The sequence below is a fragment of the Frigoribacterium sp. 9N genome, from assembly GCF_902506305.1.
In the GTDB taxonomy this organism is placed as follows: domain Bacteria; phylum Actinomycetota; class Actinomycetes; order Actinomycetales; family Microbacteriaceae; genus Frigoribacterium.
This window is the reverse complement of the sequence record NZ_LR733392.1, coordinates 1,285,439-1,299,971: the sequence shown is the minus strand read 5'-3', so window position 1 is coordinate 1,299,971 and position 14,533 is coordinate 1,285,439. Positions and strand designations below refer to the sequence as shown.

The window sequence follows — 14,533 nt, the reverse complement described above, 5'->3', positions numbered from 1 at the left end:
CCCGACGAGGGTCGGAGTTCCGATACGCTGGGACGCCAAAGGAGGTCCACGATGGCAGAGCCCGCCAACCCGGCACCCGGCGAGCAGGACCGCGCTCCCGGCGCCCCTCGCGAGGTCGACACGACCCTCAGCTTCAACGAAGAGTTCCAGGCGCAACTGGCCGCTCTCGAGAGCGGCGTGTCCACCGACGAGCGTGACGCCGTCGCCGCACTGCCTTCGGGCTCCGCGCTGCTCGTGGTCCGTCGTGGTCCCAACATCGGCGCCCGGTTCCTCCTCGACTCGGACGTCACGGTCGCCGGACGTCACCCCGAGGCCGGCATCTTCCTCGACGACGTCACGGTCAGCCGCAAGCACGCCGAGTTCCGTCGCGAGGGCAGCACCTTCAGCGTGCGCGATCTCGGGTCGCTGAACGGTACCTACTTCGACGGCGTCCGCATCGACGAGGCCCGGCTCTCCGACGGAGCCGAGGTCCAGGTCGGCAAGTTCCGCCTCACGTTCTACGCATCGCGGGTCGACCTCGCGAACCTGGCGATCAAGTAGTCGTGCCCCGCACCGCCGCCGCCCGGTCGTCGCAGACCGGGCCGTCCGACCTGCTGACGATCGGGCAGGTCCTCTCACGGCTCAAGCCCGAGTTCCCCGACCTGTCGAACAGCAAGCTGCGCTTCCTCGAAGAGCGCGAGTTGGTCACCCCGGTGCGCACCCCGTCCGGCTACCGCAAGTTCTCCCCGGCGGACGTCGAGCGGCTCCGCTTCATCCTCGGTCTGCAGCGCGACCACTACCTGCCGCTCAAGGTCATCAGGCAACACCTCGCCGACCTCGACGCGGGCCGGCCTGCGTCCCTCCCGTCCGGGGCGGCGCCCGTCTCGATCCTGACCCACGGTCGGCGACTCGGTCGCGACGAGTTGCTCCGCGAGACCGGCGCCACGCCCGCCCTGCTCGACGAGGCCGTCTCGGCGTCTCTCCTCCCGTCGGCGGGGCACTACGGCGACGAGTCGATCTCGGTGTTGTCGGCCCTGGTCGAGCTGGGCAGGTCGGGCATCGAGCCTCGTCACCTCCGGACGGTCCGGGCCTCGGTCGACCGCGAACTCGGCCTCATCGAGACGGCCCTCGCGCCACTCGCCCGGAAGCACGACGCGGCCTCCCGGGCGCGGGTCGCCGAGCTCTCCCGTGAGCTCGCGGCGCAGGTCGACGTCGTCCGGTCGGGGCTCGTCCGGTCGGCTCTCGGGCGACTCGACGCCTAGACGTCTGCCCTCCGGGCGAATATCCTCGACACGCCGACCCGTCGATGCGAATGTCGCCCAGGCAGCTCCCCGTTGTGGGTACCGTGAGTCCTGTACAACCATCAACCCGATGTTGAACGTTGAGCTCCGGAAGTAGAACGTGGAAGGCAACAGCATGAGTGAGTCAGGTTCCTCCGAGGAATCCCGCTACGAGCTGGGTCTGCTCTTCACCGACGGCCTGCCCGAACACGACGCGGACAGCGGCTACCGCGGTACCGTCGCGGCCAAGGCCGCCGGCATCAGCTACCGCCAGCTCGACTACTGGGCCCGCACCGAACTCGTCGAGCCGACCATCCGCGGCGCGGCCGGCTCCGGTTCGCAACGTCTCTACGGTTTCCGCGACATCCTCGTCCTCAAACTCGTCAAGCGCCTCCTCGACACGGGCATCTCGCTCCAGCAGATCCGCACGGCCGTCAACCAGCTCCGTGAGGCCGGGGTGAACGACCTCGCCCAGACGACCCTGATGAGCGACGGTGCGAGCGTCTACCTGTGCACGTCGGACGACGAGGTCATCGACCTCGTCAGCCGCGGTCAGGGCGTGTTCGGCATCGCCGTGGGCAAGGTCCTCCGCGAGGTCGAGTCGAGTCTCGTCGAGATCGACAGCACCCCCGCCGCGGATCCCTCCGACGAGCTCGCGGCGCGACGCGGCACCCGAGCCAGCTGACCACACCTCGACCGCGAGTGGCGGTCGAGCACGACGAAGGCCCCGCACGAGATCGTGCGGGGCCTTCGTCGTGTGCAGCTGGGACCGGAGGTCAGCGGGCGGCAGGCTCGGCGTAGTCGCCGATCTTGGCCGTCCGCATGATGCGTTCGAGGAGCTGGTCGAAGTTGCGGGCCATCTCCTGGGCGCTCTCACCGGGCCAGGCGTGCAGCGGCTTGGCGGCACCCTGTGCCTGTTGCAGCGACGTACGCTCGGGCAGCTGGGGTGACAGGACGAGGGGGCCGAACATGTCACGCAGCTCCTTGATGCGGAACTGGTGCTCGAGGGACTGCACCCGGGCCCGGTTGACGATGATGCCGAGGGGCTGGAGGCGCGGTGACAGGCCTCGACGGATCTCCTCGATCGCCCGGAGGGCCCGGTCGGCGGCGGCCACGCTGAACAGACCCGGTTCGGTGACGACCGTCACGCGGTCGGATGCGGCCCAGGCCGTGCGCGTGAGGGCGTTGAGCGACGGGGCGCAGTCGATCAGGACGAGGTCGTAGTCGGCCTCGACGTTGGCGAGGGCCTCTTCGAGCTTCCAGATGTCTCGGATCGACGGGTGCGGACCGTCGAAGTTGATGGCCGAGGGGCTGCCGATCATGACGTCGACCTTGCCCTGGCGGCCCTTGGTCCACCCGCTGGGGGCGATCGCCGCCCGGACCGTCTTCTCTTTGGGCGACGCGAGGACGTCCGCGACGTTGAGGTGGCCCGAGACCGTGATGTCGAGGCCGGTCGAGACGTCGGACTGGGGATCGAGGTCGACGACGAGGGTCCTGAGACCTTTGGCGAAGGCGGCCGACGTGAGTCCGAGCGTCACCGTCGTCTTGCCGACGCCCCCTTTGAGAGAGCTGACGCTGAGTACATGCACGACACAGACGATACCTTCACTACTGTTGAATCACCCAACAGCCACGTCGATGCGGCGTGCGTCGACTTCTGCGAAGCGACAGCACCAGCCCACCCGTCGTCGTCACGGTGTCGCGACCCGTCGTCCGCACCACACCCCGACCCACCCCAGGAGGCGCGCCGTGAGCGTGAGACCCATCCGCCTGTTCGGCGATCCCGTCCTTCGATCGGCGTCCGACCCCGTGACGGTCGGCGATCCTCGGCTCGCGTCCCTGGTCGAGGACCTCCTCGACACCGTTCGCGAGCCGGGACGAGCCGGGGTCGCGGCCGCCCAGATCGGCGTGTCGCTCCGAGCCTTCAGCTACAACGTCGACGGTGAGGTCGGATACGTCCTCAACCCCGTCGTCGTCGAGGTGTCCGGAGAGAGGACCCTCGTCGACGAGGGGTGCCTCTCCGTGCCGGGGTTCTGGTTCCCCACCCCCCGCTACGAGTACGCCCGTGTCGAAGGGGTCGACCTCGACGGCCAGGAGGTCGTGCTCGAGGGCACCGGACTCATGGCCCAGGCCCTCCAGCACGAGACGGACCACCTCGACGGCACGCTCTACGTGCTCACCCTCGAACCCGAGACGAAGCGCGAGGCCATGCGAGAGATCCGCGCCGCCGACTGGTGGCGCGCCTGATCACCGTCCCCGTGCGGTGACCGTGCGCACCGACTCGGTGTCGGGGTGGGCGGTGTAGATGTCGGCGATCTGCTGGGCGAAGTCGTTCAGGACGACGGCACGCTTGACGCTCATCTTGGGCGTGAGATGCCCGCCGGCCTCGGTGAACTCGACCGGCAGGATCTCGAACTTGCGGATCGACTCGGCGCGCGACACGGCGGCGTTCGCACCGTCGACTGCTCGTTGGACCTCGGCGCGGACCTTGGGATGCCGGGCGGCCTCGGCCAACGGCATGTCGGCTGCTTCACCGGCGTTGTTCAGCCACACCGGCAGCATCTCCGTGTCGAGGGTGACGAGGGCCGCGACGAACGGCCGCTGGTCGCCCACGACGACGACCTGGCCGACCAGGGGATTGGCCCTGATCGGGTCCTCGAGGGCGGCAGGGGAGACGTTCTTGCCTCCCGCGGTGACGATGATCTCCTTCTTGCGACCGGTGATCGTCAGGTAACCGTCGGCGTCGAGCGAGCCGAGATCGCCGGTGCGGAACCAGCCGTCGTCGAGGACCTCGGCCGTGGCCTCGTCGGCCTTCCAGTACCCCGCGAAGACGTTGACGCCCTTGACGAGCACTTCTCCGTCGGCGGCGATCGTGATGCCGACGCCGGGGAGTGCCGGGCCCACCGTTCCGATCTTGAACTTGGAGACGAGGTTGACGGCCGCAGGCGCCGTGGTCTCGGTCAGTCCGTACCCCTCGAGGATGCGGATGTCGAGACTCCGGAAGAAATGACCCAGTCGTGTCCCGAGCGGAGCCGAACCCGAGACGGCGTAGCGGATGTTGCCGCCCATGGCCTTCTTGAGCTTGCTGTAGACCAGGCGGTCGAACAGTGCGAAGCGGAGCTTGAGTCCCAGGGGCACGGTGCCCTCGTCGAGCGCGCGACTGTGGGCGATCGCGACGGCCACGGCCTGCCGGAAGATGCCGCCCTTGCCCCCGGCCTCGGCTTTCTGCTCCGCCGAGTTGTAGACCTTCTCGAAGACGCGGGGGACCGCGAGCAGGAAGCTCGGCTTGAACGAGGCCAGCGACGGCAGCAACTGCTTGGTGTCCGCCTGGTGCCCGACCTTCACGCCGGCGTGGACCGACATCACGGCGATGAAGCGCGCGAAGACGTGCGCGGTCGTCACGAACAAGAGGGTGGAGGAGCCGGGCGCCACGACGTCGCTCATGGCGACGGCGGCGTTCCGGCTCGTCTCGACGAAGTTGGCGTGGGTGAGCACGCAGCCCTTGGGCCGGCCGGTGGTGCCCGACGTGTAGATGATCGTCGCGACGTCCCCGGCGACGGCCGCGCTCCGGCGGCGTTCGAGTTCGTCGTCGGAGACGTCGACACCGGACGCGGCCAGCTTGTCGAGGTCTCCGAGGTCGACCTGCCAGACCCGTGTCACGGCGGGCAACTCGGGGTGCACCTCGTCGAACCGCGAGAAGTGGTCCGCGGTCTCGACGATGACGGCCACGGCCTCGGAGTCGCTGAGGTTCCAGTGGACCTGTGCCGGCGACGACGTCTCGTAGACGGGCACGAGCAGGGCGCCTGCGAACCAGGTCGCGAAGTCGATGAGCGTCCACTCGTAGCGCGTGCGGCACATCAGGCCGATCTTGTCGCCCGGTTCGACGCCCGCGGCGATCAGGCCCTTCGCGAGTGCGCGCACCTGCTCGAGGAACCGAGCCGCCGTGATGTCGCGCCAGCCGCCTCGTCCGTCCGGCACGGAGAAGAGTGGTTCGTCGGGCGTGGCCGCCGCCCGCGCGAGCAACAGGTCGGTGGCGTTCGCCGACGGGTCGGCGGGGACGGCGGGGGGGACGATGTGTTCGTTCACGGCAGCTCCTTCGGTACCGAACGATGGTCCGACCACCCTAACGCGGCCTCGCAGGAGCGGGTGCCCGAGGTGGTGGGTCGTCGAGGATAGACTCGATCCTCGTGCAGGCAATCGGAATCGACATCGGTGGGACGAAGATCGCGGGCGGGGTGGTCACCGAGTTCGGCGAGATCGTCGACGAAGAGCGCGTGGCGACGCCCGCGGGCGACGCGGGTGCGATCGTAGACGCGGTCGTCGAGATGGTCACCTCCTTGCAGGCACGCCACCCCGACGTCGCCGCCGCCGGTGTCGCGGCGCCCGGCTTCATCGACGCCGCACAGTCGACCGTGTACTACACGCCCAACATCGCGTGGCGCAACGAGCCCCTCCGGGCGCGGCTGTCCGAACGTCTCGACCTGCACATCACCATCGACAACGACGCCAACGCCGCCGGCTGGGCCGAGTTCCGGTTCGGGGCCGGTCGTCTCGCCAGCGACATGATCATGCTCACCATCGGCACGGGGGTGGGCGGTGCCATCGTGGCGCAGGACCGCCTCCTGCGCGGAGGATTCGGCACGGGTGGCGAACTCGGCCACATGCGCATCGTGCCCGACGGTCTGCCCTGCGGCTGCGGGGCCCGTGGGTGCATCGAGCAGTACGGCTCGGGGCGCGCACTGCTGCGCATCGCCGGTGAGGTGGCCGACGAGGGCGGCCTCGGCCGCGGTCTCGCGGACGTCCGCACGGCGAACGGCGGCGAGCTCTCCGGTCACGACGTCAGCTTGTTGCTGCAGGCCGGTGACGACGGTGCCGTCGAGGCCCTGCGTCGCCTCGGGACCTGGCTCGGACAAGCCGCCGCGTCGCTGAGCGCGATCCTCGATCCGCAGGTGTTCGTCTTCGGCGGCGGTGTCGCGCAATCGGGCGAACTGCTGCTGGCACCCGTCCGGGCGGCCTACCTCGAGCACCTGCCTGCTCGCGGTTACCACCCCGAGCCCGAGTTCATGATCGCCGAGCTGGTGAACGACGCGGGGGTCGTGGGCGCCGCCGACCTCGCCCGCCTCCACGCCGGCGACCGCTAGACTCCCGACGCCCCGACGAGAGGAGCACCGATGCTCTACTGGTTCCTGAAGACGATGGTCGCGAGTCCGCTCGTCCTGTCGATCTTCCGACCATGGGTCAGCGGTCGTGAGCACGTCCCGGCCTCGGGAGCCGTCATCTTCGCGAGCAACCACCTCTCGTTCGTCGACTCGATCTTCCTGCCGCTCGCCCTCGATCGGCGCATCTCCTTCCTCGCCAAGAGCGACTACTTCACCGGCAAGGGCATCAAGGGGTGGGCCATCCGTCTGTTCTTCACGGCCACGGGTCAGCTCTCCATCGACCGATCCGGGGGCAAGGCCTCCGAAGCGTCGCTGGCGACGGGCCTGTCCGTCCTCCGTCGCGGCGAGCAACTCGGCATCTACCCCGAGGGCACCCGCAGCCCCGACGGCAAGCTGTACCGCGGTCGGACGGGCGTGGCGCGCATGATCCTCGAGGGTCACGTGCCCGTGATCCCCGTCGCCATGATCGGAACCGAGAAGGTGATGAAGACCGGTACCAAGATCCCTCGCCTGCACCGAGTCGGGATCGTGTTCGGTGAACCCCTCGACTTCAGCCGCTTCGAGGGCATGGAAGGCGATCGCTTCATCCTGCGGTCCATCACCGACGAGATCATGTACGAGCTCAACGCCCTCAGTGGCCAGCAGTACAGCGACGTCTACGCGACCAGCGTCAAAGAGAAGCGCCCGACCCTTTCACGGTAGGCTCGCCTGTCGAGGTCGTTCGGCCTCGAGACCGTCAAGTGGCAAGGAAGACCGTGGCCCAGCTCACCGAACCGTTCGTCGTCACCGATCCCGACGTGATCGACGGTCTCGACCATTGGCGCACGCTCCCCATCAAGCAGCAGCCCACCTGGCACGACGGTGCAGCCGTCGAGGCCGCCTCGGCCGAGCTGTCCACCCTGCCTCCGCTCGTCTTCGCCGGCGAGGTCGACACGTTGCGCACCAGGCTGGCGTCGGCCGCCCGGGGCGAGGCGTTCCTGCTGCAGGGTGGTGACTGCGCCGAGACCTTCGCGGGAGCGACCGCGGACCAGATCCGCGACCGCGTCAAGACCATCCTGCAGATGGCCGTCGTCCTCACGTACGGCGCGTCCGTCCCGGTGATCAAGATGGGCCGCATGGCCGGCCAGTTCGCCAAGCCGCGCTCGAGCGACACCGAGACCCGGGACGGCGTCACCCTGCCGGCCTACCGCGGTGACATCGTGAACGGCTACGACTTCACCCCCGAGTCCCGACGTGCGGATGCCTCGCGGCTCGTGAAGGGCTACCACACCTCCGCCTCGACCATCAATCTGATCCGGGCCTTCACGCAAGGCGGGTTCGCCGACCTCCGCCAGGTGCACAGCTGGAACCAAGGCTTCGCCCGCAACCCGGCCAACGCCGAGTACGAGCACCTCGCCCGCGAGATCGACAAGGCGATCCGGTTCATGGAGGCGGCGGGGGCCGACTTCGACGAACTCAAGCGCGTCGAGTTCTACACGAGCCACGAGGGCTTGCTCATGGACTACGAGCGCCCCCTGACCCGCATCGACTCGCGCACGGGTACGCCGTACGTGCTGTCGTCGCACTTCGTGTGGATCGGCGAGCGGACCCGCGACCTCGACGGTGCCCACGTCGACTTCCTCTCCCGGGTGCGCAACCCGATCGGCGTCAAGCTCGGCCCGACGACGACGGCCGACGACATGTTGCGCCTCATCGACAAGCTCGATCCCGAGCGTGAGCCCGGGCGCCTGACCTTCATCACCCGCATGGGGGCAGGCACCATCCGGGATGCCCTGCCTCCCCTCCTCGAGGCCATCAAGAAGGCCGACGCGACGCCCCTGTGGGTCAGCGATCCGATGCACGGCAACGGTCTGACGACGCCCACGGGCTACAAGACCCGGCGCTTCGAAGAGATCATGGACGAGGTCAAGGGGTTCTTCGAGGCACACCGTGCCGCGGGCACCCACCCGGGCGGAATCCACATCGAGCTGACCGGCGACGACGTCACCGAGTGCCTGGGTGGTTCCGAGCACATCGACGAGGCGACGCTCGCCACCCGCTACGAGTCGCTCTGCGACCCCCGCCTCAACCACATGCAGTCGCTCGAACTGGCCTTCCTGGTGGCCGAGGAACTCGCGGCCGACTGAGCCCGGTCGACACGGCGACGGCCCCGGGACCCTCGGTCCCGGGGCCGTCGCCCTGTCGGTGCCCTCGACCTCAGAGCTCGTCGGTGCCCTCGGCCTCAGGGGAGGCCGGGACTCATTCCACCCGGTACGTGAGCGTGATCGTCGCACCCTTGGTCGCGGTCAGGCCGGCGACGGGGTTCGTCTCGGTGACCGGCAGGCGGGCCTCCCAGTCGTAGAACGCACACGTGAAGGCCGTGCAGGTCGGGTAGCTCACCCGGAAGCCGAGACCCTGCAACTGGGACGTGGCCGCGTCGATGGTCTTGCCTCGGACGTCCGGGATGGTGATGGGCGGCGGGCCCTTCGACACGACGAGGTTGACCGCGTCGCCGTGTCGGAGCGGCCCCTCGGCCTGCTGTTCGTATCGGATGACCTCCCCGGAGGCGACCGCATCGTTGAATTCCGTTCCGCTCTCCACACCCGTCAACTGTGCCCCCGCGAGAGCGCCCTGCGCGTCCGCCACCGAGAGGCCCGCCACGTCCGGGACGGGGCCGAGCGAGACGGTGAGCGTCACGGGTCGTCGTTCTCCGTACTGGGCTGCTCCGGCGAGATCGACCGGCGTGTCCGCGTCGTCCACGCCACTGATCCCGAGGACGGTGCCGGCGGCCGACTCGTCGAACTGGCTCGACGTCGGCTGCAGCGTGAAGTCCGAGAGCGCTTCGGTGGCCGCGGTCTCGGTGTCGCCGACGACGGTCGGGACCGGGAGTTGCCGGGGCCCCTGGGAGACGACCAGGGTGATCGTGGACCCCTTCTGCACACGGGTCGTGGCGTCGGGGTCCGTGCGCGCGACCTGGCCCGAGGGCACCACCGGGGAGAAGTCCGTCTGGGGATCGGGGGCTACCACGAAGCCGGCCGACGTGAGGGCGGCCGTCGCCGCGTCCGGTGCCCGTCCTGACACGTCGGGGACGGACGCCTGCGCCCCGGGACCCGAGCCGAACCACCAGCCGGTCCCTCCGGCGAGCAGCGCGACCGCGACGACGACGGCCATGAGCACCCGTCCCCGCCGCCGACGACGGTCGGCGACGGCCGCGAGCGTCGTGGCGGCGTCGTCGGGTGCGGCCTGGACCGGCCCGGTCCGGTGTCGCGCCTTGGGCAGGATCTGCGTCTCGCCCGTGCCGCCGGACGGCAGGACGGAGGTCGCGCCCGCGGCAGGGAGCACCATCGTCCGGTTCGCGGGTGGTCCCGAGGGATCGGCCAGCACCCGTTGCACGTCGAGCAGTTGGTCGAGCAGGGCCCGGGCGTCTCTCGGTCGCTGTTCGGGGTCGCGAGCGGTCGCCCAGAGGACGAGCTCGTCCAACTCGACCGGCACGCGGGGGTTGGCGGAGCTCGGGGTGGGGACCGTGTCGTTGGCGTGCTGGTAGGCGATCTGCATGGGCTGGTCGCCCTTGTAGGGCTGCTCGCCCGTGAGCATCTCGTACATCATGATGCCGAGCGCGTAGATGTCGCTGCGGGTGTCGGCGATGCCGCGGGTCACGAGCTCGGGGGAGAGGTACGCGATCGTCCCCAACAGCGCGGCACCCGTGGCGGTGTTGGCCGTCGCGGCCCGCGCCAGGCCGAAGTCGCCGATCTTGATGCGTCCGTCGTCGGCGAGGAGGACGTTCTCGGGCTTGAGGTCGCGGTGCACGATGCCCGCGCGGTGGGCGGCGGCGAGACCGGCGAGGACGGCTTCGAGGATGTCCATCGCCTGCTCGGGCGTCAGCACCTTGTGGTCCTGCAGGAGTTCGCGCAACGTGATGCCGGGCAGGTACTCCATCACCAGATACGCCGACTCGTCGTCCTGGCCCTGGTCGAAGACGTTGACGACGTTGGGGTGGGCCAGGCGGGCGGCCGAGCGCGCCTCCTGGATGAAGCGCTCCTTGAACGACGCGTCGTCGGCCAGGTGGCCGTGCATGATCTTGATCGCCACGCGGCGTTCGAGTCGCAGGTCGGTGGCCAGGTACACGGTGGCCATGCCACCTCGGGCGATGCGCGAACGGACCTCGTACCGGCCCTCGATGAGACGGCCGATCATCGGGTCAGTCTGGTTCACGCTCACCTTCGTGATTTTACGGACCGAGGGCCGTGCGGGTGTCCCAACTCACCGCACGGCGGGAAACCGCCCGGCAGGTGGGTCGTCCGGGGTTCAGCGCAGGGTCGCGAGCCAGGTGGTGGCCGGAGCTTCCCACTTGGCGTAGGCATCCGGGAACGCCGAGTACTGGACGGCCTGGGCCGCCTTCGTCAGGGACATCGACTGCCACCCCTTGACGTCCAGGAGGCCGCGCGTCTTGCCGGTGTTGGGGTTGCTCGCGCCACCGAAGAAGAGCTTGGTCGCGTGCACCGGGTCGCGTAGCTGCGCGGGGGTGCCCCAACCCGTGCTCGGACGCTGTTGGAAGAGGCCGAGGGAGTCACGGTCGCCGTGGTCGAGGTTGCGCAGGCTGCTCTCCTGGGCGGCCGCGGCCAGGGCGATCACGATCGCACGGTCTCCGACCCCGAGCTGGCGTCCGACCGAGATGATGACCCGGGCGTTGGCGGCCTGCTCGGCGGTCAACGTTGCGCTGACGCCCAGGGGTGCGGCCGACGTCGACGCGACGACGGTCGTGGCGGTCGGCGCGGAGGCGCCGGGGAGGGTGAGGGTCTTGCCGGCGTAGATGGTGCTGGTGAACGAGAGGCCGTTCGCGGCGAGGAGGGCCTTGACGCTCGTCCCCGACTTCGAGGCGATCGAGGCGATGGTGTCACCCCGCTGGATGACGTAGCTGCCCACCGCGGGCCCCCCGGCGGGGGCCGGTGTCGGGGCGGCGGCGGAGGCGCCCGTCGGGACGGTAAGGGTCTGCCCCGGGTAGATGATGCTCGACAGTCCCAGCCCGTTCGCCTGGATGAGCGCGCTGGTCGTGACGCCGTGCGCACGCGCGATGGAACTCAGCGTGTCCCCACGGACGATGACGTACCGGCCGCCCGTCGCCTTGGCCGGGGCGGGCGCGGCGGACGGCTTGGCTGCGGCGCTCGTGGCGGCGCTCAGGCTCAGGGTCTGGCCCGGGAAGATGGTGGACTTCCAGCTGAGGCCGTTGAGGGCGAGCACCGACGCGGTGCTCAGGCCGAACGAGCCGGCGATGCTCGCGACCGTGTCGCCCGACTTGACGGTGTACGTGGCGGGGGCCGCGCCGAAGACCGTGGCAGAGGTCGCGGCCGTCTCGACCGTGGCCGCGGTCTTCTGCTCGGGCGCGGACAGTCGAGGAGGCAGCACGGGACGCGGTGACGCGTCGGGCTTCTTCGTCGGGTTCTGGTCGAGGGCGAACACGGGGCCCGTGACGCCCATGCTGAGGGCCATCGAGCCAGCCAGGACGATCGGGACGGTGTTGAGCATCGACCGGGCCATGCGGGAGAGGGGCTTGCGCTCGTCTCCGCCACCGAGGGGGCCGAAGGCGCTGGTCGACCGGGCGTCCTCGGTCGTCACGGACTCGGAGTCGGGGCGGGCGGAACTGACGTCGTTCATGGGCTGATCCTCGGTTCGGGGGCGGGGACACGGTCGCTGGGTGATCGGTGAGCCGCGGTGCCACGTCGTTCAAAGTTGGCACACGTGGATATCCAAGTCAATCAGCGTGACGGATGTTGCGCATGTGACTCGACCCACGTGAGGGAGACGAGGAGGCGCAGCGAGGGCCACGAACCCGTGGCAAGGTTGTGGCGTGACCGATCTCTCTCAACGCCCCTGGTTCGCCGACACCGAATGGCTCACCGTGCCCGACCTCGTCGAGCGGCTCGGCCTCGGCGTCAGCCGCGTCCGGCGCCTCCTCGAGGAGCACGTCCTCGTCGGGACACGCGTGGACGGCGTCACGAAGGTGCCGGCCGTCTTCCTCGACGGCTCGGAGCCGAGGCACGACCTGCGGGGCACCCTGACGGTCCTGTCGGACAACGGGTTCGACGACGACGAGGCCCTCGACTGGATGCTGTCCCACGACGAGGCCCTCGGCACGAGCCCCGTCGCCGCCCTCCAGGCCGGACGCAAAGCCGAGGTCCGGCGCATCGCGCAGAGCCTCCTCTAGCCCCGATCCGCGCCTCTGGCGGCTGCCGGTCCTCGGCCGCCCTTGCGCAGAGGGCGTCAGGAGGCGCGGCGCGTGACGGTCTCGGCGAGTCGCGTCAACTGCGTCCGGGCCGACGGCGCGAGTCCCGACCTCTCGAGTGCGTGGACGGCACGCTCCACCTGATCGGTGATCGTCTGCTCGACGGCGTCGACGGCACCGCTGTCGCGGAGCGTCGCCTGGAGCATGCTGATCTGGTCGTCGTCGAGTTCGGGGTCACCGAGGAGTTCGTCCAGCAGGCGGACGGCCCCGGGGGGCAGGGCTCGGCGGGCCGTCGCCACGAGGACGGTGCGCTTGCCCTCTCGGAGGTCGTCGCCCGCGGGCTTTCCCGTGACCGAGGGATCGCCGAAGACACCGAGGAGGTCGTCACGCAGCTGGTAGGCGATGCCGAGGGGCAGCCCGAAGTGCCGCAGGGACTCGAGGGCTGGCTGGTCGGCCCCGGCCATGGCCGCGCCGACGGTCAGCGGGGCTTCGACGCTGTACTTCGCCGACTTGTAGACGATGACGCGCTGGGCACGCGGCAACAGCTGCACCTCGTCGACCGTCCGCCAGGCGTTCTCCTCGAGGATGTCGAGGTACTGGCCCACCGTGACCTCGGTCCGCATCCGGTTGAGCTCGAGGCGGGCCGCGCGGGCGGCGTCACGGGACGGGAGGGAGTCCAGGGCCTCGCTCAGCAGCTCGTCGCTCCACGCCAGGAGAAGGTCTCCCATGAGGAGGGCTCCCGAGCGACCGAACGCCTCGGGGGACCCGAGCCAGGCCCCCTCGCGGTGCAGGGACTCGAAGCGCCGATGCGCCGCCGGGAGTCCGCGGCGCGTGTCCGAGTTGTCCATGATGTCGTCGTGCACGAGCGCGGCGGCGTGGAAGAACTCGAGCCCCGCCGAAGCGGTCATGACGGCGTCGATCTCGCGTTCGTCGCGGGGCTCCCCGAGGGGATCGAACCCGGTGTCGAGCCCGGCGACGGACTGCCAGCCCCAGTAGCAGAAGAGAGCCCGGAAGCGTTTCCCGCCGCGGAGCAGATCGCCCGAGTAGAGGGAGAAGGAATCGAGGTCGGGAGCGATGCCCATGAGGGCCGGTCGCTGACGCTCGAGGAAACGATCGATGCGCTCTTGAACGACGTCCACTAACCGCGTACTCTCAGCCACGCTGCCTAGCCTAGCGATAGCTGTCGGGCATACACTCGCAGCTACTCATCGCGTCGATCCCGAGGCTCCCGCCTCGCGCTTGAGAGCCCGTGCTCGAAGGGAACACCAAGATGCCACTTTCCGAACAGGAGCAGCGGCTCCTCGAAGAGATGGAGCGGAGTCTCTACAACAACGACTCCGACTTCGTGGCGACGGTCGGGACCCGCGGCGCCAGACCCAACTACACGCTGGTCGTGGTCGGGGTCCTCGGGGCGCTCGTCGGCATCGCCGTGATCGTCGCGGGCGTCATCTTCCGCCAGCCCTTGATCGGCGTGGCGGGGTTCGTGGTCATGCTCGCCGGCGTGCTGTTCGCCATCGCGCCCCCCAAGCGGAAGGGGTCCTCGACGGCCTCGATGCCGTCGGCTCCCCGTTCCTCCACCTCCCGCCCAGCGCATCCCGCCAAGGGGGGCCTGATGGATCGGCTCAACGACCGGTGGGACCGCCGCCAGGACGGCGACGAGCGCTCCTAGGCGCCACCAGCACCACGACCTCAGGGGTCGGCCTTCGGGCCGGCCCCTTTTTCGTGCGTCCGTCCACCCTGCGGGAGGCCCGCGACACGCAGGACGCGCCTCCCCGTGGTCCTTTCCCTCCACCGTCCTCCACCCGTGTGCCCCCCGAACTGGAGCGGATCGAAGGCCGGACACGCGACCGAGGACCCGCTGTTTCATTGTCTGGTGGTGGGTTGTGGAGTAAAGTGGAGGTACGTGCCACAGACGG

At 69.7% G+C, this 14,533-nt stretch carries 14 protein-coding genes; 9 read left to right on the top strand and 5 right to left on the bottom strand.

The window, feature by feature from the left end:
• The first annotated feature begins 51 nt into the window (after positions 1–51).
• The 3 genes from ARTHRO9V_RS09135 to ARTHRO9V_RS09125 all read left to right on the top strand — a co-directional run bounded on the left by ARTHRO9V_RS09135 (position 52) and on the right by ARTHRO9V_RS09125 (position 1,944).
• Positions 52–540, top strand: a complete 489-nt coding sequence (locus ARTHRO9V_RS09135) for an FHA domain-containing protein (RefSeq protein WP_056045006.1) — start codon at positions 52–54, stop codon at positions 538–540.
• Positions 541–542: 2 nt separating this feature from the next.
• Positions 543–1,241: a MerR family transcriptional regulator gene (locus tag ARTHRO9V_RS09130; protein WP_159826735.1), complete on the top strand. Its 699-nt coding sequence runs from the start codon at positions 543–545 to the stop codon at positions 1,239–1,241.
• 154 nt (positions 1,242–1,395) lie between these two features.
• Positions 1,396–1,944, top strand: coding sequence for a MerR family transcriptional regulator (locus ARTHRO9V_RS09125; RefSeq protein ID WP_056047373.1), 549 nt, complete (start codon positions 1,396–1,398; stop codon positions 1,942–1,944).
• A 91-nt stretch (positions 1,945–2,035) separates the two neighbouring features.
• Here ARTHRO9V_RS09125 and ARTHRO9V_RS09120 read toward each other — a convergent pair whose 3' ends face one another.
• Positions 2,036–2,848 (bottom strand): ParA family protein, encoded by an 813-nt coding sequence (locus ARTHRO9V_RS09120; protein WP_054146774.1) that lies wholly within the window; start codon positions 2,846–2,848, stop codon positions 2,036–2,038.
• A gap of 160 nt (positions 2,849–3,008) precedes the next feature.
• On the opposite strand from ARTHRO9V_RS09120, the gene def reads away from it, so the two are divergent.
• Positions 3,009–3,506 carry a peptide deformylase gene (def, locus tag ARTHRO9V_RS09115; RefSeq protein WP_159826733.1) on the top strand — a complete coding sequence of 166 codons (498 nt, stop codon included), beginning with the start codon at positions 3,009–3,011 and terminating at the stop codon, positions 3,504–3,506.
• On the opposite strand, the gene ARTHRO9V_RS09110 is transcribed toward def, so the two are convergent.
• Entirely contained in the window at positions 3,507–5,345 is a 1,839-nt protein-coding gene (locus ARTHRO9V_RS09110; protein ID WP_159826731.1) for a long-chain fatty acid--CoA ligase, read from the bottom strand.
• Positions 5,346–5,446: 101 nt separating this feature from the next.
• Here ARTHRO9V_RS09110 and ARTHRO9V_RS09105 point away from each other — a divergent pair, with 101 nt between their 5' ends.
• The 3 genes from ARTHRO9V_RS09105 (at position 5,447) to ARTHRO9V_RS09095 (ending at position 8,544) form a co-directional block, all read left to right on the top strand.
• Positions 5,447–6,400 carry an ROK family glucokinase gene (locus ARTHRO9V_RS09105; RefSeq protein WP_159826729.1) on the top strand — a complete coding sequence of 318 codons (954 nt, stop codon included), beginning with the start codon at positions 5,447–5,449 and terminating at the stop codon, positions 6,398–6,400.
• A gap of 30 nt (positions 6,401–6,430) precedes the next feature.
• Complete coding sequence (locus ARTHRO9V_RS09100; protein WP_056045016.1) at positions 6,431–7,120, top strand: 1-acyl-sn-glycerol-3-phosphate acyltransferase; 690 nt, start codon at positions 6,431–6,433, stop codon at positions 7,118–7,120.
• 95 nt (positions 7,121–7,215) lie between these two features.
• A complete protein-coding gene (locus tag ARTHRO9V_RS09095; RefSeq protein WP_056047376.1) occupies positions 7,216–8,544 on the top strand; it encodes a class II 3-deoxy-7-phosphoheptulonate synthase in 1,329 nt (442 codons plus the stop codon).
• Between the two features lie 112 nt (positions 8,545–8,656).
• Here ARTHRO9V_RS09095 and pknB read toward each other — a convergent pair whose 3' ends face one another.
• Both pknB and ARTHRO9V_RS09085 read right to left on the bottom strand, forming a co-directional pair.
• Positions 8,657–10,615: a Stk1 family PASTA domain-containing Ser/Thr kinase gene (pknB, locus tag ARTHRO9V_RS09090; protein WP_159826727.1), complete on the bottom strand. Its 1,959-nt coding sequence runs from the start codon at positions 10,613–10,615 to the stop codon at positions 8,657–8,659.
• A gap of 87 nt (positions 10,616–10,702) precedes the next feature.
• Positions 10,703–12,049 carry a LysM peptidoglycan-binding domain-containing protein gene (locus ARTHRO9V_RS09085; protein WP_236556993.1) on the bottom strand — a complete coding sequence of 449 codons (1,347 nt, stop codon included), beginning with the start codon at positions 12,047–12,049 and terminating at the stop codon, positions 10,703–10,705.
• A 193-nt stretch (positions 12,050–12,242) separates the two neighbouring features.
• Here ARTHRO9V_RS09085 and ARTHRO9V_RS09080 point away from each other — a divergent pair, with 193 nt between their 5' ends.
• Positions 12,243–12,599, top strand: coding sequence for an Rv2175c family DNA-binding protein (locus tag ARTHRO9V_RS09080; protein WP_056045021.1), 357 nt, complete (start codon positions 12,243–12,245; stop codon positions 12,597–12,599).
• 56 nt (positions 12,600–12,655) lie between these two features.
• Here ARTHRO9V_RS09080 and ARTHRO9V_RS09075 read toward each other — a convergent pair whose 3' ends face one another.
• Positions 12,656–13,777: a polyprenyl synthetase family protein gene (locus tag ARTHRO9V_RS09075; RefSeq protein ID WP_159826725.1), complete on the bottom strand. Its 1,122-nt coding sequence runs from the start codon at positions 13,775–13,777 to the stop codon at positions 12,656–12,658.
• A gap of 110 nt (positions 13,778–13,887) precedes the next feature.
• Here ARTHRO9V_RS09075 and ARTHRO9V_RS09070 point away from each other — a divergent pair, with 110 nt between their 5' ends.
• Positions 13,888–14,286 carry a DUF3040 domain-containing protein gene (locus ARTHRO9V_RS09070; RefSeq protein ID WP_123570752.1) on the top strand — a complete coding sequence of 133 codons (399 nt, stop codon included), beginning with the start codon at positions 13,888–13,890 and terminating at the stop codon, positions 14,284–14,286.
• Positions 14,287–14,533: the final 247 nt, after the last annotated feature.